Annotated in this window: 21 protein-coding genes, 2 tRNA genes and 1 pseudogene; 9 read left to right on the top strand and 15 right to left on the bottom strand. The window is 63.0% G+C overall.

Annotated features, from left to right (window positions below):
- Nucleotides 1-350: 350 nt before the first annotated feature.
- The 8 genes and pseudogenes from OXH60_05885 to OXH60_05850 all read right to left on the bottom strand — a co-directional run bounded on the left by OXH60_05885 (nucleotide 351) and on the right by OXH60_05850 (nucleotide 7042).
- Nucleotides 351-1054: pseudogene (locus tag OXH60_05885) on the bottom strand (IS3 family transposase).
- A 293-nt stretch (nucleotides 1055-1347) separates the two neighbouring features.
- Nucleotides 1348-1437 (bottom strand) — tRNA-Ser (locus OXH60_05880).
- Between the two features lie 92 nt (nucleotides 1438-1529).
- Complete coding sequence (locus tag OXH60_05875) at nucleotides 1530-2603, bottom strand: branched-chain amino acid ABC transporter substrate-binding protein (GenBank protein MDE0711646.1); 1074 nt, start codon at nucleotides 2601-2603, stop codon at nucleotides 1530-1532.
- Nucleotides 2604-2735: 132 nt separating this feature from the next.
- On the bottom strand, nucleotides 2736-3125 hold the full coding sequence (locus OXH60_05870; protein MDE0711645.1) for a hypothetical protein: 390 nt from the start codon (nucleotides 3123-3125) through the stop codon (nucleotides 2736-2738).
- Nucleotides 3122-3835: an ABC transporter ATP-binding protein gene (locus OXH60_05865; protein MDE0711644.1), complete on the bottom strand. Its 714-nt coding sequence runs from the start codon at nucleotides 3833-3835 to the stop codon at nucleotides 3122-3124. Before OXH60_05865 ends, OXH60_05870 begins: the two co-directional genes overlap by 4 nt.
- Before the next feature lie 5 nt (nucleotides 3836-3840).
- Nucleotides 3841-4677 carry an ABC transporter ATP-binding protein gene (locus OXH60_05860; GenBank protein MDE0711643.1) on the bottom strand — a complete coding sequence of 279 codons (837 nt, stop codon included), beginning with the start codon at nucleotides 4675-4677 and terminating at the stop codon, nucleotides 3841-3843.
- A complete protein-coding gene (gene livM / locus OXH60_05855) occupies nucleotides 4674-6128 on the bottom strand; it encodes a high-affinity branched-chain amino acid ABC transporter permease LivM (GenBank protein ID MDE0711642.1) in 1455 nt (484 codons plus the stop codon). Before livM ends, OXH60_05860 begins: the two co-directional genes overlap by 4 nt.
- Nucleotides 6125-7042: a branched-chain amino acid ABC transporter permease LivH gene (locus OXH60_05850; GenBank protein ID MDE0711641.1), complete on the bottom strand. Its 918-nt coding sequence runs from the start codon at nucleotides 7040-7042 to the stop codon at nucleotides 6125-6127. The genes livM and OXH60_05850 overlap by 4 nt, the downstream gene beginning before the upstream one ends.
- Before the next feature lie 273 nt (nucleotides 7043-7315).
- On the opposite strand from OXH60_05850, the gene OXH60_05845 reads away from it, so the two are divergent.
- The 4 genes from OXH60_05845 to OXH60_05830 all read left to right on the top strand — a co-directional run bounded on the left by OXH60_05845 (nucleotide 7316) and on the right by OXH60_05830 (nucleotide 11597).
- Entirely contained in the window at nucleotides 7316-7654 is a 339-nt protein-coding gene (locus OXH60_05845; protein MDE0711640.1) for a P-II family nitrogen regulator, read from the top strand.
- Between the two features lie 65 nt (nucleotides 7655-7719).
- Nucleotides 7720-9132 (top strand): type I glutamate--ammonia ligase, encoded by a 1413-nt coding sequence (glnA, locus tag OXH60_05840; GenBank protein ID MDE0711639.1) that lies wholly within the window; start codon nucleotides 7720-7722, stop codon nucleotides 9130-9132.
- A 583-nt stretch (nucleotides 9133-9715) separates the two neighbouring features.
- A complete protein-coding gene (locus OXH60_05835) occupies nucleotides 9716-10828 on the top strand; it encodes a TRAP transporter substrate-binding protein (protein MDE0711638.1) in 1113 nt (370 codons plus the stop codon).
- Between the two features lie 223 nt (nucleotides 10829-11051).
- A complete protein-coding gene (locus OXH60_05830; GenBank protein ID MDE0711637.1) occupies nucleotides 11052-11597 on the top strand; it encodes a YbaN family protein in 546 nt (181 codons plus the stop codon).
- A gap of 155 nt (nucleotides 11598-11752) precedes the next feature.
- Here OXH60_05830 and OXH60_05825 read toward each other — a convergent pair whose 3' ends face one another.
- Nucleotides 11753-12688 carry an alpha/beta hydrolase gene (locus tag OXH60_05825; protein MDE0711636.1) on the bottom strand — a complete coding sequence of 312 codons (936 nt, stop codon included), beginning with the start codon at nucleotides 12686-12688 and terminating at the stop codon, nucleotides 11753-11755.
- Between the two features lie 95 nt (nucleotides 12689-12783).
- Between OXH60_05825 and OXH60_05820 the strand changes: the two genes are divergently transcribed.
- From OXH60_05820 to OXH60_05805, 4 genes are all read left to right on the top strand, one after another.
- Nucleotides 12784-13827, top strand: a complete 1044-nt coding sequence (locus OXH60_05820; GenBank protein MDE0711635.1) for a helix-turn-helix domain-containing protein — start codon at nucleotides 12784-12786, stop codon at nucleotides 13825-13827.
- A gap of 276 nt (nucleotides 13828-14103) precedes the next feature.
- Nucleotides 14104-15126: a C4-dicarboxylate ABC transporter substrate-binding protein gene (locus OXH60_05815; GenBank protein MDE0711634.1), complete on the top strand. Its 1023-nt coding sequence runs from the start codon at nucleotides 14104-14106 to the stop codon at nucleotides 15124-15126.
- Nucleotides 15127-15198: 72 nt separating this feature from the next.
- On the top strand, nucleotides 15199-15837 hold the full coding sequence (locus tag OXH60_05810; protein MDE0711633.1) for a TRAP transporter small permease: 639 nt from the start codon (nucleotides 15199-15201) through the stop codon (nucleotides 15835-15837).
- Nucleotides 15837-17195: a TRAP transporter large permease gene (locus tag OXH60_05805; protein ID MDE0711632.1), complete on the top strand. Its 1359-nt coding sequence runs from the start codon at nucleotides 15837-15839 to the stop codon at nucleotides 17193-17195. Before OXH60_05810 ends, OXH60_05805 begins: the two co-directional genes overlap by 1 nt.
- Nucleotides 17196-17434: 239 nt before the next feature.
- Here OXH60_05805 and OXH60_05800 read toward each other — a convergent pair whose 3' ends face one another.
- The 6 genes from OXH60_05800 to OXH60_05775 form a co-directional block, all read right to left on the bottom strand.
- Entirely contained in the window at nucleotides 17435-18031 is a 597-nt protein-coding gene (locus OXH60_05800; protein ID MDE0711631.1) for a hypothetical protein, read from the bottom strand.
- A 13-nt stretch (nucleotides 18032-18044) separates the two neighbouring features.
- A tRNA-Arg gene (locus OXH60_05795) sits at nucleotides 18045-18121 on the bottom strand.
- 52 nt (nucleotides 18122-18173) lie between these two features.
- Nucleotides 18174-19019 (bottom strand): pantoate--beta-alanine ligase, encoded by an 846-nt coding sequence (panC, locus tag OXH60_05790; GenBank protein MDE0711630.1) that lies wholly within the window; start codon nucleotides 19017-19019, stop codon nucleotides 18174-18176.
- A gap of 48 nt (nucleotides 19020-19067) precedes the next feature.
- Complete coding sequence (locus tag OXH60_05785; protein MDE0711629.1) at nucleotides 19068-19673, bottom strand: thiamine pyrophosphate-dependent enzyme; 606 nt, start codon at nucleotides 19671-19673, stop codon at nucleotides 19068-19070.
- Nucleotides 19673-20218 (bottom strand): thiamine pyrophosphate-binding protein, encoded by a 546-nt coding sequence (locus OXH60_05780; protein ID MDE0711628.1) that lies wholly within the window; start codon nucleotides 20216-20218, stop codon nucleotides 19673-19675. Before OXH60_05780 ends, OXH60_05785 begins: the two co-directional genes overlap by 1 nt.
- A complete protein-coding gene (locus OXH60_05775) occupies nucleotides 20218-20658 on the bottom strand; it encodes a hypothetical protein (GenBank protein ID MDE0711627.1) in 441 nt (146 codons plus the stop codon). Before OXH60_05775 ends, OXH60_05780 begins: the two co-directional genes overlap by 1 nt.
- Nucleotides 20659-20850: 192 nt before the next feature.
- Here OXH60_05775 and OXH60_05770 point away from each other — a divergent pair, with 192 nt between their 5' ends.
- Nucleotides 20851-22368, top strand: coding sequence for an amidohydrolase family protein (locus OXH60_05770; GenBank protein ID MDE0711626.1), 1518 nt, complete (start codon nucleotides 20851-20853; stop codon nucleotides 22366-22368).
- The last annotated feature ends 49 nt before the right edge of the window (nucleotides 22369-22417 follow it).

Here is a 22417-nt window from a genome sequence, read left to right as displayed (position 1 = left end):
CACCGACGACGATGTAGTCGTAGCGCGCAGGCGCCGTCATGACGCCGCCCCGCTGACGCCGGGTCGGCCACGTATTCGCGGATCCATGCGTCCCTTTCTAGCTTGTCCGGCCCGGCCTGTCCCAGACCCGCGCGCGGGTAGCGGGTCAGTTCGAAATCCCGAGGTTCAAAGTGCGGACGCGAAACGGCTTATTGATCAGCTCCGATCGATTGGTCCACTCGTACTGTTAGTGCCGAGTGGGTTGAGCCTGCCCCCAACGTTGGACCGCTTGGCGCGAGAAGATCGCGGCTGAACCACCTCAAGGCCGGCATGCCGGTGATCAGCCCTGATCGATTGGTCCAAGCGTGATGTTAGTGCTGAGCGGGTACGGCGGCCAAGCAGGGCAGGCGGCGGAGCGCAGCGGGGCCGGATGCCCGGCTTGGCGCCACGATGGTTTCCGGCACCGGCGGGCGGTAGCCCAGGGCGCTGTGAGGCCTCGCGGTGTTGTAGTGACGGCGCCAAACCTCGATCAGGATCTGGGCCTCCCGCGGTGACGTGAAGATCTCCCGGTCGAGCAGCTCGTCCCGGAACCGCGCGTCGAAGCTCTCGATGTAGCCGTTCTCCCACGGGGAGCCGGGCTCGATGTAGCCGGTCGTCGCGCCGACCGTCGCGATCCAGCGCCGGAAGTAACCGGCTACGAACTCAGGGCCATTATCGGACAGGATGAAGCCGGGCACGCCGCGGAGCAGGAACAGGTCCGACAGCGCGTCCAGGACGTCCCACGACGCGAGCTTCCGCCGGACCCGGATCAGCAGGCACTCCCGGGTGTACTCGTCCAGGATGTTCAGGCTCCGGAACGCCCGGCCGTCATCGGTGCGGTGGTGCACGAAGTCGTACGACCAGACGTAGTCCCGACGGGCCGGCCGCGGCCGCACGCACGAGTTGTCGTGCAGCCACAGCCGCCGCTTCTTCGGCTGGCGCTGCGGCACCTTGAGCCCTTCCGCCGCGACAGGCGCTCCACCCGCTTGGCGTTCACCTGCCAGCCCGCGTCCCGCAGCAGCGTCGCGATCCGGCGGCGCACGCCGGCATCGTGGGCGTCAATTGCTCAGGCTCGGAGCCATCGGGCAGGCGAAAAGGTCTGCATCAGCAGCGTGTTTGACATCCCGTCAGGCAGTCCGAAGAGCGCACCGACAGGGACGAATCCCTTTCAAAACCATCCGAACTAGTCTGGAGCCTTTGCAAGCCGAAAATTTAATTCGATCTTGCTGGATTCAATAGCCGTCTGTTATTACACGAACTACTGGAATCCAGCTCTACGTCAATCAAGAGAACAAATCAGCAGCCCCGCCCCAAAATTGGAAACGGCTATGGCGGAGGGAGAGGGATTCGAACCCTCGGTACGCTGACGCGCACAACGGTTTTCGAGACCGCCCCGTTCGACCACTCCGGCATCCCTCCTGTGACCCGGGCGCGGCCCGGTCGGGTGACTCAGGAGTCGCCCAGCCGGGCCGCGCCCGCGCCGTGCGGGGATTTATAGTCGAATCCAGCCGCTAATTGACTTCGCGGTAATCGCCGTTGCTCCATTCATAGAAGACATACGACGGTCCCTCGATATCGCCCTTTTCATCAAAGCTCAGGGTGCCGAGCACAGTCTCAAAGGTGCCGCCCTTGAGCGCTGCCTTGATGGCGTCGGGCTCCAGGGAGCCCGCACTTTCGGCCGCCTGGGCCCACGCCTGAATCGCCGCGTAGGTGTAGAGCGTGTAGCCCTCCGGCTCGTAGTTCAGCTCTTCCCGGAACCGCTTTACGACATCGGCCGCTTCCGGGTTGTTCCGCGGGTCGGGCGAGAACGTCATCCGGGTGCCTTCACCCGCTTCGCCGGTAATCGCCCAGTATTCCTGCGACACTAGCGCATCCCCGGAAATCAACTGCGTGTCAAGACCCTGATCACGCATCTGGCGCACGATCAGACCGGCTTCGGAGTGATAGCCGCCGACATAGAGCACGTCGATCTGCTCAAGCTTCAGCTTCGATACCAGCGTGGAGTAGTCTTTTTCACCTGCCGTGTACGCTTCGTACAGAACCTCCGTGACACCCTGGGCGTTCAGCGCAGCCCGGGTCTCGTCGGCTAGGCCCTTTCCGTATGCCGTCTTGTCATGGACGATGGCAATGCGGTCGCTCCCATGGCTCTCAGCCAGGTAGACACCGGCAATCAGTCCCTGCGCGTCGTCACGGCCGCAGGTACGGAACACATTGTCAAGTCCGCGCTCAGTGAATTGCGGGTTCGTGGATGCCGGCGAGATCTGAACGATCCCTTCCTCGGCATAGACGTTGGATGCAGGGATCGACGACCCGGAACAGAAGTGGCCGATCACGATCGGAACTTCCTTGGACGCCAGGCTGTTGGCGACCGCAACCGCCTGCTTCGGATCGCATGCGTCGTCTTCGGCCGAGAACACGAGCTGCCTCCCAAGGACTCCGCCCTGGGCGTTCAGGTCGGCGACCGCCGCCGCACCGCCCTGTTCCAGTTGCTGACCGAACGACGCGTACTGGCCCGTCAGCGGCCCCACGGTAGCGACTTCGATCGGTTGGCCGGAATCACCGTCATCCCCACCAAAGCGGTCCATGGCGATGATGACGACGACCACAGCCGCGACCGCGACCAGGATCCCGTAAATGATCTGCTTCATCGGTCAGGTCCTCCCTTGACGCATCTCCGCGCGGCCATTGCGCCAGACTGCGCCAGTGCCCGCATTATATCAGTCGGAAAGGGCACCCTGACCCGGCGGTTTGCTATCGGAATTCTGGGACACGGGCCGCCACGTAAGCGGTCCGTTGCGCTCGTACAGCCAAGGGTACTGTTGCACCATCCGGCGGGCCCGAGTGTATCGGTGGGCTAGCAGCCCGAGGACAAGCAGGGTCGCAAACTCTGAGAGCGTGCCGGCGACGGGGTAGAACTCACCTCCGAACAGGGCCCACACGAAGAAGCGGTCCGCGAGCGCCAGTCCCAGGGTGGTCGGCACCACCATCCACGTCGGTCTCCAACCGAGCGCCAGAGCCCGGCCGGAAAACCATGCCGCACCCCCCGCCACGATGACCGTGAACCCCACGTAGACGCTGAGCGGCATACCGAGCAGGGACTCGGTCACTGGCCGGTTCCTCCGAGATAGGCGGCCTGGACCGCAGGATTTCGCAGCAGTTCGCTGCCGGTCCCTTCCAGTGTGACGATGCCGTTGGCCAGCACGTATCCACGGTGGCAGAGCCGCAGGGCGTGGTAGGCGTTCTGTTCCACCAGAAAAATCGTGGTTCCGCTGGATCGGTTGATTTCGCGGAGTACCGCAAAGATCTGCCGGGCCAACCGCGGCGCGAGCCCGAGCGACGGTTCATCAAGCAGCAGCAATTTCGGCCGACTGATGAGTGCCCGCGCGATGGCCAGCATTTGTTGCTCGCCACCAGAAAGCGTGCCGCCACTTTGATTTCGGCGCTGCCCAAGCACCGGGAACAACTCGAAGGCGCGCTGGACGCCGTCATCGAAATCAGCGTCCGGATTGGCAACCGCCCCCATCTGGAGATTTTCGAGCACCGTCATTCGCGGAAAGATCCGCCGTCCTTCGGGAGTCTGGGCGATCCCCAAGCGCACGATGTCCCAGGTACGGAAGCGGGTGATGTCCTGATCCGCAAATCGGATCTCGCCGGCTCGAGCCTGCGGATTTCCGCAGATGGTCATGAGCAGGGTGGACTTGCCGGCCCCGTTCGAGCCGATCAGCGTGACGATCTCGCCCTCGGCGACCTCGATGTCGACCCCGCGCAGGGCTTCGATCGCGCCGTAGAACGTGCGCACGCCCGATACTTTGAGCAACGGGGTCACGTCGTGGCGTCCGCGGCGTTGTCGGTCTCGTCGTCGTCGCTGCCCAGGTAGGCCTGGACGACCGCTGGATCGTTGCGGACTTCCTCGGGCGTTCCTTCGGCGATCTTCTGGCCGTAATCCAGCACCACGATGTGGTCGGAGACTCCCATGACCATGGACATGTCATGTTCGATTAGCAGGACGCTGATGTGATGATGGTCGCGGATGTACCCGATGAGCTCGCTCAACTGTTCGGTTTCGCTCGGGTTGAGGCCGGCCGCCGGTTCGTCGAGACACAGCAAGACGGGATCGCAGCACATGGCCCGGGCGATCTCCAGCCGCCGTTGTTCGCCGTAGGGGAGGGCGCCAGCCTCGCTATCGGCATATTCGGCCAGCCCGGTGCGGTCGATCCAGTACTCGGCCCGTTCCACGGACGCCGCCTCGGCGTGTCGGAAGGATGGCGCGCCGATGAGTCCAAGGAACGTCCAGCCGGATGCGCGCATGAGGTGGTTGTGCTGCGCCACCATCAGGTTCTCGAGGACGGACATCTTGGGAAACGTGCGAATATTCTGGAATGTGCGCACAACCCTCGCGTCGCGCACGATCCGGAAGTCGTCCATCTGTTCCAGGAGGAACGTGGCTTGGGATTCCGGCGAATTCAGCGTGATCCTGCCGACGGACGGCTTGTAGAAGCCGGTCAGGCAGTTGAACACCGTGGTCTTGCCGGCGCCGTTGGGGCCAATCAGGGCATGGATGGCGCCTTGCGCGACCGAGAAGCTCACGTCGTCGACCGCCACCAGGCCGCCGAAACGCATGGTGAGGTGTTCGACCTGGAGAAGCGCGGAGGAGGTCATGCCGAGGCGGGCTGAGGGCGCGTGCGGATTGTGGGTTCACGGTGCGTGAGGAGCCCGCCCGGGCGCCACAGCATGATCAACACCATGCCCATCCCGAACGCCAGCATTCGATACTCCTGCAATTCCCGGAAGTACTCGGGCAGGCCCACCAAGATGATGGCCGCGACGGCGACGCCAATCTGACTCCCCATGCCGCCCAGTACGACGATGGCAACCAGAATGGCGGATTCGATGAACGTGAAGCTCTCGGGGCTGACAAACCCCTGCCGTGTGGCAAAGAACGAGCCGGCGAACCCGGCGAACATGGCGCCGATCGCGAAGGCGGAAAGCTTGGTGTTCCGGGGATTGACGCCCAGCGATCGGCAGGCGATCTCGTCCTCCCTGAGTGCTTCCCAGGCCCGCCCGACGGGCAGTCGGCGGATGCGGAGGGTGAACGCGTTGGTCAGCAGGGCGAGCGCGAGAATCAGGTAGTACAGAAAGATCAGTCGATGCACGGGGTCGTAGGCGATACCGAAGAGCGTGTGAAACGATTCGGTTCCTTCGGTGGGCTTCGCTGCAAACTGGAAGCCGAAGAAGCTCGGTCGGCCGATGTTGGAGATGCCGTCCGGTCCATTGGTGAAGTCGTACCAGTTGAGCAGGATGATCCGGATCATTTCTCCGAAGCCGAGTGTGACGATCGCCAGGTAGTCGCCACGGAGCCGCAGCACGGGAAATCCGAGCAGGATGCCGAACAGGGCCGCCAGGGCGCCTGCCAGGGGCAGGCAGACCCAGAAGCTCCAGCCAAAGGTCACCGAGAGCAGAGCGTACGAGTATGCGCCCACCGCGTAGAACGCGACGTACCCAAGGTCCAGCAGGCCTGCCAGTCCGACGACGATATTGAGACCCCATCCGAGCATCACGTAGGTCAGGACTAGCGTGGCGACGTCGATCAACCGTCGGTCGACCGCGGGCAGCAGTGGCAGGACGATGGCGACACCGGCCAGCGCGACCCCGGTCCACAGCAGCAGCTGCTTCATCGGCAGCGGTGTCCGCGCCACCGGCACGCTGTCTCGGAGTAGGTGATTGCGCCCCGCGACGACGGCGATAGCGACGCCGCCGGCGCTGGCGACGGTTGCCAGGAAGGTGCCGGGCACGAACGCATGCCAAGGAGCGGCGCTGTCGGCCGCCATGCCGGTGGTTTCGAAGAGCAGCGAGAACGCGCCGACGGTCGCCATCGCGACGCCGAGCACGATCGGGAAGAGGCTGTGGCCCCGGCGCGCGGCGCTGATACCCAGGCGCCCGAAAAAGATGAGCACGACTGCCCCGGCAAACTCGGGGAAACGAGTGCTGAGGGTTGGCGCAGTCCCCTGCGTGGTCAGCAGCAGGCCGACGAACGGAAAGGCAAGGACGCCGGCGATTCCCGCAACCAGCACCGCGTCGCGAAGAAGCGGTGAGGCGAATGGCGGCCTCACACCTTCTCCACTTCAGGTGTGCCCAGGATACCGGTTGGCAGGAAGATCAGCACGATCACCAAGATGGAGAAAGTTGCCACGTCTTTGTATTCAATACTGAAATATCCCGACCACATCGCTTCCGTGAAACCGATCAAGAGTCCGCCCAGCATGGCCCCTGGAATGGAGCCGATCCCGCCCAGCACCGCTGCAGTGAAGGCCTTGATTCCGGCGATGAAACCGACAAAGAAATCAATGACACCGTAGTAGAGCGTGACCATCAGCCCGGCCACCGAGGCGAGGGCGGCGCCCATCACGAACGTCAGGGAGATCGTCCGGTCCACGTTGACTCCCAGCAAGGCCGCCATGCTCTGGTCTTGCTGGCAGGCGCGCTGCGCGCGCCCGAGAGCCGTCCGGGCGATCAGCAGCGCGAACACGGCCATGAGAGCAATGGTTACCAGGACGATCAAGATCTGCAGGGTGCTGAGGCGGACAATGAAGTCGGTGTCACCAAACTGGAACTCGAACCCGCCCTGGATGATCGGCGGGAGAGTCTTGACGCGGGCGCCCTGCGTAAGCTGCACGTAGTTCTGGAGCGCAATGGACATGCCGATTGCCGAGATGAGCGCGGCGAGCCGCTGCGATCCCCGGAGGGGGCGGTAGGCGACGCGCTCCAGTACCCACCCGTACAGCGAGGTGAGGGCCATGGACACAAGCAGCGCGGACAGTAGAGCGAGTATGACCAGGCCGCCCTCGCCGATCCCGAAAGCGACCATGACCATGAGCGCGATGAAGGCCCCGATCATGTAGATCTCGCCGTGAGCGAAATTGATCATGCCGATGATCCCGTAGACCATCGTGTAGCCGATTGCGATCAGGCCGTAGATTGCCCCAAGACTGATGCCATTAATGAACTGTTGCGCGAAATAGTCCATAACGTAGAAATGTGCCCGACCGTCGCCATGGCCATGATCGCTTGGGGGAGTTGGGACTGCAACAATTGGTGATGACGTTCGGTAGGTTACGCTGCCCCAGCAGACCGCCCATGAATTAGGCGAGCACACGCACAATAATTAAGCAGAACCCCTTGGTGCTCGGCCGGTATGGCTTGGAAAGCGTTGCTGCAAAGAGGTTGGTACGAATTTTGCTTGATTTCGTTTAACAGTCACCCGACAGTCGCGGCGTCGGAACCATCTCGGAGAATGCTCGTGAAGAAAATTGAAGCCGTTATCAAGCCGTTCAAGCTCGACGAAGTGAAGGAAGCGCTTCACGAGGTGGGCTTGCAGGGGATCACCGTAACCGAGGTCAAGGGATTCGGCCGCCAGAAAGGGCACACCGAACTGTTTCGTGGCGCCGAATACGTGGTCGACTTCCTGCCCAAGATCAAGATCGAGGTGGTACTTAGGGACGAGGTGCTCGAGAAGGCGATCGAGGCCATTCAAAAGTCGGCCCATACGGGACGGATCGGTGACGGCAAGATCTTCGTTACGCCAGTTGAGCAGGCGATCCGGATTCGGACCGGCGAAGAAGGCGACATTGTAATCTAGCTACGCTGCCGGCGCCGCCGGCTCGTTCTCCCAACCCAACTGTGAGCATGCCGTGGAGGGACCACATGGCTTCTGATGTCGAAAACGTTCTCGAACTGATCCGTGAAAAAAACGTCGAGTTCGTCGACTTTCGTTTCACGGATCCGCGGGGAAAATGGCAACACGTATCCCAGACTGCGAAAGTCGTCACAGAGGACACGTTTGCCGACGGTGTGATGTTCGACGGCTCGTCGATCGCGGGTTGGAAGGACATCAGTCAGTCCGACATGTGCATGATGCCGGACGCGTCCACCGCCGTTGTTGACCCGTTCACGGCGCAGCCGACGCTGATTCTCTTCTGCAACATCCTTGAACCCACAACGGGCGAGGCCTACGAGCGCGACCCGCGCTCCACTGCGGTCCGCGCCGAGGCCTTCCTGAAGTCGTCGGGTATCGGTGACACCGCGTATTTCGGGCCTGAGGCCGAGTTCTTCGTGTTCGACGACGTGCGCTGGGACGTGACGATGAATCACACGTTCTACCGCATCGATTCGGAGGAAGGACCGTACAATTCAGGCGAAGAGTTCGAGGGCGGGAACGTCGGCCACCGTCCGGTCGCAAAGGGTGGGTACTTCCCGGTCCCGCCGGTGGATTCTGCTACCGATCTCCGCTCCGAGATGGTGACGACCATGGCGGAGATGGGTCTTGAGATGGAAAAGCACCACCACGAGGTGGCGCCTTCCCAGCACGAGCTAGGTTTGAAGTTCAGCCCCCTGGTGCAGGCGGCAGACTCGCTCCAGATTTACAAGTACTGCGTCCACATGGTGGCGCATTCCTACGGCAAGACCGCGACTTTCATGCCGAAGCCTGTCGTCGATGACAATGGCTCAGGCATGCACGTGCACCAGTCCGTCTGGAAAGGGGGCGCGCCATTGTTTGCTGGCGACGGGTATGCCGGGCTATCCGAGACTTGCCTGCACTACATTGGCGGCATCATCAAACATGCGCGGACGCTGAATGCCTTCACGAATCCGACGACCAACAGCTACAAGCGGTTGGTGCCGGGCTTCGAGGCACCGACACTCCTGGCATATTCGGCCCGGAACCGGTCGGCAAGCTGCCGGATCCCCTTCACCACGGGGCCCAACGGCAAGCGGGTGGAGGTTCGCTTCCCCGATCCCTCGTCCAATCCGTACCTGGCATTCGCCGCCATGCTGATGGCCGGGCTCGACGGGATTCGCAATCGAATTCACCCGGGTGACCCGCTGGACAAGAACCTGTACGACCTGGCTCCGGAAGAACGGAGCGGGATCGCGACCCTGTCGGAGAGCTTGAAGGAGGCGGTCGATTGCTTGGAAAGCGATCACGACTTCCTGACGGAAGGCGGTGTGTTCTCGAAGGATGCCATCGAAGGCTACATCGAGCTCAGGCGTGAGGAGATCCAGCGACTGGATTATTCGCCACATCCCGCCGAATTCGACATGTACTACTCTGTCTGACACTTTCCCGCATTGGGCGGCGGACTTGGAACCGCCGCTCGCCCTCACTCCGCCGCCGATCATCGCTTGATCGGCGGCGGATTTGCGTCCGGACGGCGCTGCCGCGTGTCAGTCGGACGATCTAGACGCTCTCCGACTTCTAACTTGCCGGGTGGATGGTGCCCGGTGCCGGCCTACGGAGCGTCGTCTGCCGCACGGGCCAAGAGCAGCTGCGCTGTGACGGAAATGGCAGACACCGTTCCCGGACAATCGATCCTGGTGTGTTGAAGCTTGCCGTCCGGTGGCCTTGCCGCTGGAACTTTGCTCGGTGGCTCACCTGGTGCCCCGCCCAGCGTGCATGGCGGCAGGCGCGCCGTGTTCGACCGCCGCGCAGCAGTTGCGTGCGCGCGGAGACGACCGTCGTGCGCCGCTCGAAAGTTCCCTTCCGTGATCCGCCCCTGGCGGCGTTTGCGTGCCAGGGTTCGGCCCGTCGTCTGACAGGAAGGCCGTTTCCGGAATGGCGCCTGCCGATCGGCTTGCGACAAGGATCGCGGCAGCGGGCGTGTTAGGTTCGTTGTCCAGTCTGAACAGCGGAGCAAACGTCATGGGCCGAACTGTTTTAGTCGTGCTGGCACTCTTGGTGGGTGCTGCTGGCGGTTTCGTTGCGTCTCAGTGGAATACTGAGGATTCCGCTGCCCCCGGTGCGGAAACCGCCGGGGTCACGGGCACCGGTGGCGACGGAGACGTTGTCCCAATCCGCTGGAAGATGGCGAGCGCTTTCGGGAGCCAGTGGCCAATTCAGGGTGAGCTTGGCGTCCATTTGGTGGAGCAGGTTGATCGGGTGACCGGGGGGTCGGTCAAGATCCAGTTCTTCGAGCCAAATGCGCTGGTGCCTCCGCTCGAGATGTTCGATGCGGTGTCACAGGGCTCGATCGACGCGGCTTGGGCGTCCGCAGGTCTGTGGGCCGGCAAGATTCCTGCCCTGCAGTTCTTCACCGCGGTCCCCTTCGGCCCCGGGATCGGCGAGTACTTGGGATGGCTGTATGCGGATGGGGCCGAGAAGACGTATCGGGACCTCTACGTGCCCCACGGCATTCACGCAATGCACTGCGGCTTGCATTCCCCGGAGGGGTCAGGCTGGTTCCGCGAGGAGATCAAGTCGATTGAAGATCTTCGCGGCCTAAAGATGCGCTTCTTTGGGCTTGGCGCGCGGGTGATGGAAAAGCTGGGAGTATCCACCCAGTTGCTGGCCGGCGGCGACATCTTCCCGGCCCTCGAACTCGGCGCCATCGATGCGGCCGAGTACTCCATGCCCGTTATCGATCTGAATCAAGGCTTCTACCAGGTGGCCAAGCACTACTACTTCCCGGGGTGGCATCAGCAGACGAGCCTGTTTGAGCTGCTGGTGTCGAACGACCGCTGGAACGAACTGTCGCTGGTGCAGCAGGCCCAGATAGAGATGGTTTGTGAAGCCAATTTCGTTCGCGGCGCTGCGATCGGAGAGGCGGCGCAATCGGATGCGCTAGCCGAATTGGAGGATCGCGGGGTCCAGTTTCACCGCTGGTCTCCCGAGATCCTGGACGCGATGCGAGAGGGCTGGAAGGAAGTGGTGGCCGAGGAATCGGCGAAGGATGCGGATTTCGCGCGGGTCGCAGAATCCTACTTCGCCTTTCACGAGCGCTATCGTACCTGGGCGGAGTACGGCTACTTGCGCTAGCCGGCCCGCAGGCTCGCGGGGAGCGGCGTAGACGGTGAGCCGTCAGCGACTGCGCTTCCGCCCGGTTGCCCGACCGCGGACCACAGTCCTTGTGTTGCCATGGCGGTGCAGGGCTCAGCAGGCAGACCATCCCGAATTGGACGGTTGGTTCGCCAGCGTTCGCCATGATACTCGGGGGCAAGCGTTTCGAAGGTCCGCCCGTGCCGACCGTGCGGCGGCTGGCATGCCGTCAGGGAGCAGCCTTGTCGGCGCGTCGATGGCGCGCTGGGGCAAGGAGCGCAGCGCGCCTTCCCCCCACGGCGCGGCCCGGCCCGACTGCGACGGGCCGATCGGTTGGCCGATGCTGCGGGACTTCGATGCGAGCACCGTTCCCATGACGAACGTGCCATCCGGCAGGTCCAGCCGCTGGCTGTTCCTTGCGATCGGATGGACCTGTGTGGGGATCGCCTGTCTCGGACTGGTGCTGCCTCTGTTGCCAACTACGCCGTTCTTGCTGTTGGCGGCGTGGGCCTTCGCACGTAGCGCGCCGAGGTGGCGACGATGGCTGCGCCACCATCAGCGTTTTGGCCCGCTGACGCGAGCCTGGGAGGACCATCGGGTGATTCCGCCGTGGGCAAAAGGGATGGCGTTGGTCGCGATCTCGGCGGGCTTTGCGTGGCTGGTGCTGGTACGCGAGTGGTCGCTGTGGGCCTGTTCCGTCACGGCTGCATTGCTGGGACTCGTCGCTGTCTGGATTGTCACACGCCCTTCACGTCCTCCGTCGTCATGACGAGTCCATCGTTGTGCTGCCGGAACCTCTGACGTGCGCCAGCATCGGGTTGGGCACGGCACGGCTTCGTGTAACACCCTGAATGGCCTACGGCGGTTGTGGGCCCAAGGTCGGCCATCCTGCTTCGGCACCGGTCCACGACCGGGCTTTGGACGCTACACGGCGGCCATCAGCAGTTCGGCCAGCGAGTCCGGTTGGGCAATAATCGCTTCGTGCGACGCGTCGATGTCAACGAGAGAAGTCGGGTTGTCCGGCCAGGCGGCGTTCAGGTCCGCCACGATGGCATCGCAAGTCGACGGGACCACCGTGCGGTCGCCGGCGGCACGGATATAGGTGCGACGGAGGCCGCCGAAGGCCGAATCGAACGTGGCGGTTTCCCCGTAGATCGAAACGGGCGCATCCGGTGTCAGCATGTTGAGCACGGCTGACCAGAGTGCGTCATCGACATCCGCTGCGACTGCTTCCTTGGTACCCGCTAGATAGGCCGCATCGGTCGATCGCGGGTCAATGCGCAGCGCTCCGACGACCGCCGGATCCGCGAGAATTGCTTGACCGACCAAGCTGTTGGCGTGCTGGTCTTCCAGCGCGAGGTAGGCGCCGGCCGGCTTTCCGGGTGTCGGCACAAGAGCAGCGACGTAGATCAGGCCCGTGAAGAGATCGGGTGCTCTGGCGGCCGCGAACGTGGCCGGTACGCCGCCCATGGAATGTGCAACCACGAAGACGCGCTTGGCCCCCATTGCCCGCGCGTCGCGCGCCGCCTTGACCACGGCGTCCGCGTAGGCGTCAATGTCGATACCTGCCAGCCCCGACGGCTCACTGGCAAACGCTGCTGGGTCAACGGGTCGTTGCAGGTACGACTGCGGTAGGACGGCAGCAAGGCCGTGGCCGGGAAGGTCTACGGCCAAGGTCGGGTAGCCGGCCGCATGTAGGGTGGGACTGACCAGACCCCAGCACCAACCCGCATGCCACGAACCGTGCACCAGCACGAACATCGTTTCCGGAGGTGTCTCGGCCCAGGCCGGTGCAGTTCGGACTGTGGTACCGCCGATGACCGCCGCGGCAGTCCCCCGCAGGAAGTTGCGTCGAAGCATGTGGATCACCTCACCTAGGGAGCGACACGGCTAGACTACGGTCCGGGGGTTCGAACGGTTATGTCGTTTGCGCAGACCCCGGTATTCACAGTGCCATGAAAAAAGACGACCCTGCTTCGTATTCCACCATGGAATGCCAAATAAACGAATACCTTCCGGCCTGTACGGACCGGCGCTTCGACGACTTCGATGCTCAGTCAGAGCAGCTCACTGCCCATGATCAGGAGTATGTGCAGCTATCGACCGGCGCATTCCATGGCCGCTTCGTGTCGGCGTTCCTCGGCGAAGGGGTCTCGCTCCATCTGGAGGCCGCGAATCAGGCCTTGGCACAGCGGGTCGGTTGTCCGGAGGGGTTGATCAGCATCGGCCTCGTGGTCGGGAACGGGCCGTCCTTCAAGGCCAACGGCGCGGAACTATGCCCGGAACGGCTGCTGGTGACCAAGCCCGGGCGCGAACTGGCTCTCAACAGCCCGCCGGGCGGCCAGATCCTGGCCATTTGTCTCGATCAATCGGCGCTTTGTCTGGCTGCGGCCGGTGACAAGCCCGTCTACCCGCTTAATCCGGCCTTCGGCGGAATCTCGGTGATCCGGGCACCGGAACTGGCGGCACGGATCCGGGCCGGCGCCATGTCCCTGCTGCGCGCAGTTCGAGAGCAAGGGAGCCAGCTTGCAGGACGGAACGTAGGTCGGTCGTTTGTTGGTGCGATCGGGGCTGAGTTCGCTCTGCACGACGCGATCTATGACCTGCGGCCGAGTGGAAAAAGGAAGGGCGACTATCAGACCTTCGTGAAGGCCCGAAACGTCATGTCGACGACTGTGATGCCGGAACTGGATTACACGGTCCTGTGCGAAGCCACTTCCCGCAGTGTCAGATCCATTCAGCTGGCGTTCGCCAGGCATGCTGGCACAACGCCACTTCGGTACTTCCGCGCCATCCGGCTGACCGACGCACGTCGGGCATTGCAGTCCCCGCGACGATTGGGGCAGACGATTGGCGACGTCGCGGCGGAGTACGGTTTCTGGAATCACAGTCGCTTCGCGCAGCTCTACAGGCTGCAGTTCGGCGAATCGCCGTCCAAGACGCGGGCACGAGGAATGTCCAGGCGCGTCTGGCGACCGCGCGGAACCCTGCACGCGTAACGTCTCTGATGCCCCTGAGCATGCACCGGCAACGCCGGGTCCGAGGACCTAGCCGGGCCCAATCACGGATTGAAGCACCAGCGCCGCCGGGCCCCTTGCGTCAGGCGGTCATCTGAACATTGTTGGGATGGGCTTGCGCTGCAGTCATAGGCACCGTCATCTGGGTCCCGTGCCGGATATGCTTCAGGTCCGTCTCTTTCGGCGCAGCCTCCGGGACTACTGGATCCAGGCGTTGCAAGAGGCTCGTGGCGTCGGAGGCGACATGCGGTGACAGGAATGCGTGCAACAGGACTGGCGCTGCTGACAGCTCTGCTACTGCCAGTTGTCGGGCTGCGGGCGGCGGAGGTCAATGGGCCGAAGCTAACCTGGGATGTTTCACTCTGGGGCAAGGAACGGGCCTTCACCGCTGGTGTCGAGCGGCTCAGCGAGTTGGTTGCTGAAAAGACCGACGGGAACTGGAACATCGTGCTCCACTACGGTGAAGCCCTGTCGAAAGCGAGAGAGAATCTCGACGGCATTTCCATTGACGCGTTCCACGCTGCGATGTTCTGCAACTTTTATCACCCGCGGAAGAACCCCGCGTTGATGGCGCTCACCATGCCGTTCCTGCCCCTGCGGAGCTGGGAGGACAACCGAAACGCCCGAGCAGCGGTTTACGACCATCCGGCGGTCAAGAAAGAGCTTGCCCGGTGGAATGCGATGACGTACGTCTCCTCCTACCTTCCGCAGTACGAGTTCCTGGGCCGCGGCAAGCCGCCGCTGACGCTGGGCGATTGGAAGGGACTCACCGTTCGCGCTGGTGGCGGGCTCGGCCGCGCGATGAAGGTACTGGGATCCACGCCCACGAGTTCAACCGCCACAGAGGTCTACACCGGTGTCCAGCAGGGAACGATGGACGCGGTGTCATTTCCGTTCTCGTACGGCCACGTGGACTACAAGATCCACGAGGTCACGGAATGGTTCACATCCAACCTGACGCCTGGCACTTCCGATTGTCCCGTGGCGTTCTCGATCAACGCCTACGAGAGTCTGCCTCCGCAATACAAGGCCTTGCTTGATGATGTGAAGGAAGACGTCATCGAGACCCAGATCCAGGCCTACATCGCAATGGATGAGAAGAATCTGCCAATGCTCCGGCGACAGCTGGTGGAGATCCGCTACTCGGAAGCCGACCTCGCAGAATTTCGCGCCGCTGCCGGCCGGCCGGTGATCGAGGCATGGATCGAGGAAAACCAGGATCGATTTGATGCCCGCGGAATGATCGAAGCGATCTTTAGTGCCGTTGGACAGGCCTACTAGCCGCGTTCGTGTTGCTCGCTTCGTCACGCCTGCCCATGCACCCGTGCGCGTGATGTCAGACCGGGTCTTTCCATGAAGGACTGCTTTGGTCGAGGTCTGGCGGTGGCCGACCAGTGGATCGGTTGGCTCGAGAGCCGGCTCAACCTGGTAGCCGGCCTGCTGATCTTCGCGTTGATGCTGTTGGGTGTCGCCCAAATCGTACTGCGTACCGTGTTCCGGGCACCCATCTTCGGTTACATCGACATCGTCGAGGTTTCCATGGTGGGGTTCGCGGTACTCGCAATTTCCTACGTACAGCGTTTGGGCGGCCATGTTCGAATGGAGCTCCTGGTCGGCCGTCTGCAGGGTCGGACGCTATGGGTTGCTGAAACCGTCGGGACGGCGCTCGCGATATTCGTTGTCGCGGTGCTAATTCCCTACTCGTACCGCCATTTCGAGCGCGCCCTCAATTTCGGTGACTCGACGATCGACATCGAGATCGTGACCTGGCCGGCCAAGCTGGTTGTTCCGGTTGCACTCACCCTATTGCTTGGGCGCTTGCTGCTGCAGCTAGCGGGCTACGTTCGCCTGGTCGTCCATCCCGACCGAGAGCCGGTTGCCGTGCCACTCCTGAAGGAGGTGGAGGAGACGGCGGCCGAGAACATCAGCCAGACGCGGGACACGGTCCCGGACGACCTCCCCGATGCCGGCCACGGCAGGAATCGACCCTGATGTTCGGCTTGGACAACGCCACGATCGGCATTGTCGGGGTTTGCCTGCTCATCGTCTTCGTGGTCATTGGCGTTCGCGTGTTCGTGGCGGCGGCGCTCACCGGCTTCCTCGGCTTGCTCGCGCTCAGGAACTGGGATGTGGCCGGGGCCATTGCCGGCACGATCCCGCATTCGAAGGCAGTCACCTATCCGCTGTCGGTGTTGCCGCTTTTTATCCTGATCGGATTTCTCGCATTTCACGCGGGACTCACGTCACGGCTATTCGAAGCGGCGCGCCGCTGGTTCGGCTGGGTTCCGGGTGGGCTGGCCGTGGCCACAGTGTTCGCGGCGGCAGGCTTTGCGGCGGTGTCTGGCGCATCGACCGCGACGGCAGCGGTGTTCTCCAGGGTCGCCATCCCCGACATGATGCGCAACGCATACGATCGGCGGCTGACGGCAGGGGTGATCGCGGCGGGCGGTACGCTCGCATCACTGATTCCGCCATCGGCAATTCTTGTCGTATACGCCATCATCGTCGAGGAGTCGGTCGGTCGCCTGCTGCTGGCTGGGTTCCTGCCGGGGATCGTGTCGGCCCTGATCTACGCCGGGCTGATCATCGGAATGTGCAGGATCCGCCCCGGGCTGGGCCGGCCGATCACCGGCTTCACCTGGCGCCAGCGCTTTCAGAGCGTGCCCGGCACGCTGCCCATTTTCCTTGTCATTGGCGTGATCTTCGGCGCGCTGTACACCGGGGCCGCGACGCCCACGGAAGCGGGTGCGCTCGGCGCCATGGTGGTGTTCTGCTTCTACGTGATCAGGGCCTACCGGGAACGCGCGCTACGCGAGATGGGCGGAAGACTCCGCATGGCCCTGATGGAGACCGCAAAGCTCACCGTCATGATCTTCACGCTGATCTGGGGTGTGTTCCTGTTTGTACGGTTCCTCGGCTTCGCTGGTCTGCCGAGCGTGTTTGCGGACTGGGTCGTCACGCTCGATATGCCCCCGATCGTCATCATGATTTGCATTCTGCTCGCGTATGCCGTGCTCGGCATGTTCATGGATGCGATCGGGATGCTGGTGCTGACTCTTCCGGTCGTCTTCCCAGCCGTCGTCGCATTGGGCTATGACCCGATCTGGTTCGGCATCATCGTCGTCAAGATGGCGGAGATCTGCCTGATCACGCCGCCGATCGGTCTCAATTGCTTCGTCGTCGCAGGGGTATCGCGCGAGCTCCGCGATTCAGAGGGACGTTCGCTTGCCATTCCGCTTCAGGACGTCTTTCGAGGTATCGGGCCGTTCTTCGTCGCCGACCTGCTCACGGTAGCGGTCTTGCTGGCGTTCCCCGGGATCGTGTTGTGGCTGCCAAGGACCATGGGTTAGGCCTGACGCGTCAAGACCGAAGGGGTGACAGGCCGGCCACGACCGCACAACCGGGCCCGGATTCAGTCGGTCAACGAGTACGCGGCGAAGGGGGCTCGGATGACAGGGCGTACCCGTGGACGGACGGGATTTAGGCCCTTCGCCACCGCCGCCCGTCACCCGGGGAGTCCATCATCGGGCGCAGGCCGCGCGCGCAACTTGCGAGCGGGCCGGACGGCGGGCCTCGGTTCTGGGCAGGGCTAGCGCTGGTTGCACGCCGATTCGTTTACGCGCTGAAATTCGCCGAGAAACTTATCCATCAGACCGTCGATCGCGGCCAGGATCGCATCCGGACTGTTTTCGTGGGTGCCAACGGCACCGGTTGGCCACGTGGTGGCCGGCTGGCTTTCGCCGGAGTAACGATCATACAATTGCTTCTTCAACGCCAGGATGATGTCAAAGGCTTCAGTCGTGAGATTCACGTTGATAAATAGGTAGGTATCGGAATCCGGCCCGTACATGCCCGCACCATTGAGGCGACCCTCGACGGCGGCGATGATCGCTTCCCGGGTGAGGTTGATGCTCTCAGCCACCGGGTGCAATCCTCCCACGCGAAAGTCGATGGGTTCGCAATTCGTAAATAGCTTGAACGCCGCCAAGCGATCATCCATGTCATCGGCGTTGGCCGGGGCGGCAATCAGCAGCGACCCGACAAGCATGATCAGGCCGAAGCGCGCGCTCAGACCTCCTCGTCCATCAAGAAGGGTTCCCATTCGATCAACTCCGATGCGGTGTTCCGGTGGATCCGGTGACACTGTGCTGAGAGACGGGTCCACCGGCTCCAGCGGCAGCGCCATGAGACGTTGCTGTTGGCGCGCCCGGAAGGATTCGAACCCTCAGCCTCCTGATCCGTAGTCAGGTGCTCTATCCAGTTGAGCTACGGGCGCTGCAGGCTGCGGTAGGGTAGTCCGACGGGCAGCCATGGCAAGGGTTGCGCGGTCAAAAAGTTAGCCCGACGTTGTCGATTAGGCGGGTGGTCCCCAACTGGGCGGCGGCCAGCAGCCGTGCGGGCGTCCCGTCGCGACCGGTCGGATGATCCAGGGTATCGGCGCGGCGAAGCTCGATGTACTCGACCGCCTGGAAACCCCCGTTGAGAATCGAAGCGCGCGCTTCGCTGACGGCAGGCAAAACGTCGCTGCCATCGGAGATTTGCTGGGCGGCGCTCCGCAATGACTGGTAGAGCGCCGGCGCCGATGCCCGTTCACTCGGGTTCAGGTAACCGTTTCGTGAGGAGCATGCGAGGCCATCGGCTTCACGCACGGTCGGAACGCCAACAATTTGCGCCGGTATATCAAGGTCTTGAGCCATCCTTCGGATCACTAGGAGCTGCTGGTAGTCCTTCTCACCGAACACGGCGACATCGGGCAGGCACTGCAGGAGAAGCTTCGCAACCACCGTTGCCACCCCGTCAAAGTGCCCGGGTCGAGCCGCACCGCACAGACCTTCCGCCGGACCGGTCAAGATCACCGAGGTGGCGAAGCGCTCCGGGTACATTTCGTCTACCGGTGGCGCAAAGACGAGGTCCACGCCACCTGCGCGGAGTTGCCGGAGATCGGCTTCTTCGGTTCTCGGGTACTCGGCGAGATCCTCGTCATCGCCGAACTGGCGCGGATTGACGAAGATCGTCGCGACGACGCGGTCAGCGCGGTTGCGGGCGTCGGCAACCAGCGCGGCATGCGCGGCGTGCAGCGCTCCCATTGTCGGAACCAGCGCGACGTTGAGACCGGCCGCGCGCCATTGCTGGACGACGGACCTCAACTCCGAAACCTTGCGGACCACCTTCATGCCATCTTGCCTGGTCTGAGCGGGTATGGAGAACTGGACCCAACGCTGTCAGCGGAGTACAGCCGACCCCATCAAAGCTTCTCGAAAGCGGTGCTTCAAGTACGTGCCGTCGCGTGGCGGGAGCTCGGCGGGCGGGCCGGACAACTGCCCCGGCACCCGAACTACCGCGAATACAGGGCCTTGTCTTACCGTTCCCAAGGTCCTGAGGGCACCGGCCACGTCCTCCAGTTCAGCCGCGTCGGAAACGAGACGGGAATCTGCAATGCCTGTGGCTCGTGCAACGGCGGCAAGGTCACAGGCGCCGGCGGTATGTGACATCTGGCCGCCCGTTTCACCGTACAGCTCGTTGTCGACCACGACGATCGCCAGATTCGTTGGTGCGGCACGGGCAACCGTGGCCAGACTTCCGAGGCCCATCAGCATCTCGCCGTCACCGGTTAGCACCAGGACCCGACGATCCGGGCGGCTCAACGCAAGGCCCAGCCCCATGCTGGCGGCCAGACCCATGCCGCCCCAGAGGTAGTAGGTGAGCTCACGGTCTCCCGCGCGGCTGGCGTCCCAGGCTGTGCCGCCCAGCCCGGTCACGACCAGCAGGTCGGGATCGTTGCCAACCAGTCGATCGGCAATCATCTGGCGGGTCAGGGCACTGGTCATTATCGAAACGCCTTGGTACCGATGAGACGTTGGGTCAGCAGCATTGCGACGCGTTGTGACGAGTCAAACGCGAGTCGCGCGGCGGCCAGCGCCGTATCACCGACCTCGTCCGGTCGATGCACGTTTAGAACACGGCAGTCGATGGCCAGCAGCACGTCGCGGGCGGCCCGGCCCAGCGGTACCTGCCACGGATTGAACTCCCCCCACTCGCCACGCATCGTAATGATCATGAGGAGTGGGAACTGCCCTGCCTCGGCGAGCGACGAAATGGCGTTGACGCAGTTCCCAAGCCCGCTGGACTGCATCAGCAGGGCAGCGCGCTGCCCGCCGAGCCATGCTCCGGCCGCCAAACCGACTCCCTCTTCCTCGCTGGTGAGGCCCGTCACGGCGATCGCGGGGTCACGGTCACATCGGTCAATAAGGCGTGCGTGGCCAGCGTCCGGGACGTGCCCGACCTGATCAATGCCGACCCGCTTCAACGTGTCGAAGAGCGTGTCCGGCCACGTTGTCGGCACCTCGACCGACATAGGCGCTGCAACTGACATCAGAGTTCGCGGCGGACGCTTTGGGCGGCGACCCAGCCTTCCATGCTGCCGAGCTTGATGCGAAACCAGCCGGATTTCTCTCCAACGACCTGCAGGCGGAGATCTCGTCCGACGATGAAACCGGACACGCAGAAGTGCTTGCCGGGGCCCAGGTGGACCGTCGCGTGCGGGCGCGCGGTCAGCAGCCGGGAATTCATGAACCGGTTTGCACTGCCACCGTCCGAGTTGAACGAGCGGCAGCCTGCCACTCGCTTCTTGGCGGGAACGAAATCCTCTTCCATTGCGTCACGAATGCCTCCCTCGGATCCGGTCATCAGCGTGGCAAGCTGGAATGACGGGTCTGCACCGTGAACTGGCGATGGCGAGAGGCCGGCGAGGAATGCAATGCCGAGCGCAAGTCCCAAAGCCGTGCAAGCGCAGAAGGAACGGATTCTGATCATCGATGTCTCCACAGGCCGAGCACCTCCCGGCAATCTATCGCGTACGCGTACCGATGCCACTTCAATCCCCTAAGGAATCCCTCGCTGTCCGGCGCGTAAAACTTGCTTTGTTGGGACTTCGGTATATGGTTAACAGTGTGCAATAGAAGTTTCTGCATCGCTTCCACGATGTGGAAACGGAGGAGGAAACTTATGGCCCATGTGTGGCTAAGCGAGCGGGAGCAGGCACTGGTCGACGGAGCTGAAAAGCTTAATCTCGACCTTCCGGTCCCGACGCAGATTGTCTCCAACGGGGAGTATCTGCCCCCCAAGCAGTCTGAAACCCAGAAGCGCGTTGAGCAGCGCATTCTGGACCTTGCCGATGAGAACGCAAAGTACCTCGGTATGAGCCGGCGTGCCTTCCTGCAGACGAGCTGCGGAATGGCGACTGCGTTCATCGCCATGAACGAGATTTATGGCGGCGGGGTCTTCCAGGTCGGCGAGGCGGAAGCCCGTGACCCGGAGATGATGAGCGAGCGTGACAAGCAGCTGGCGGGCCAGTTCATCCTGGATGACCAGACCCACTTCCTGCGTGACGACTTCGCACACGAAGCCATTCTCGGCTTGGGTGAGTTTGCTGCAGAGCACTGGAACCCGAAGCTGAAGGAAGAAGGGCTCAGCCTTGCGCGGTACAAGTTCGAGAACTACATCCGCGAGCTCTGGTACACGAGCGACACGAAGATGGCGCTGCTTTCGGGCGCGCCGTTCGACGACCCGACCTGGTGGCTGCTGTCGAACGAGCAGATCACAGCCGCCCGTGACCTGATCAATGACTTCGCCGGCGCACAGCGGATGCTCGGCCACAGCGTGATCACGCCGGGCCAGCCAGGCTGGATGGATGCGGTCGACGAGGCGATTGAAGTACTTCGCCCTGATTCATGGAAGTCCTACACGATTGGTGACCCGCTGTCGCCGTCGAAGTACCCGTGGCGCCTGGACGATGAAGAGATCATGTACCCCTTCTACGAGAAGTCGTTGAAGGCGGGTATCAACACTATCTGCACGCACAAGGGCTTGCTGCCTCCGGACTACGAGGTGTCATTCCCGGGCGTGTGGCAGTACGCCACCCTGGACGACCTGCCGCAGGCGGCCAAGGACTGGCCGGACATGAACTTCGTGATCTATCACTCTGGTCTGCGGCCGTTCCTGGAACTGCCTGATCAGGCTTGGAAAGAGTTCGAAGAGTCCGGCGGCGAGATCAAGTGGGTGACCGACCTCACCCGCATCCCCGAAGAGCACGGTGTCAGCAACGTTTACGGCGAGATCGGAACATCGTTCGCGAACTCGGCCGTGGCGCACCCGCGCTTCTCGGCTGCCCTGATGGGTACACTGGTCCGCGACCTTGGCGCTGACCACGTGATCTGGGGTTCGGACACGGTGTGGTACGGTTCGCCGCAATGGCAGATTGAGGCCTTGCGTCGCCTCGAGGTGCCTGAGGACATGCAGGCGAAGTACGGCATGCCGTCCTTGGGTGGCCCGAATAGCCTGGCGAAGCAGGCGATCTTCGGGCTGAACGCCGCACGCCTCTACAATGTCGGCGTGCAGTCGGCGTCCGAGATGCCTGACATGCCGAACTTCTCCGAGGACAAGATTGCGCAATTGGCGCAGCAGTTCCGGGAGGAGGGCGGAGTACCTACCAACAAGCGGTACGGCTACGTCCGCACGGCCTAAGAAGGCCTGCTTCAGGGGGGGCGCGGGAATCCGCGCTCCCCTTCTTTCT

This window comes from Rhodospirillales bacterium (genome assembly GCA_028824295.1).
GTDB lineage: Bacteria > Pseudomonadota > Alphaproteobacteria > TMED109 > TMED109 > VXPW01.
The sequence above is the reverse complement of the archived record's forward strand: the minus strand, read 5'-3'. Positions and strand labels throughout refer to the sequence as shown.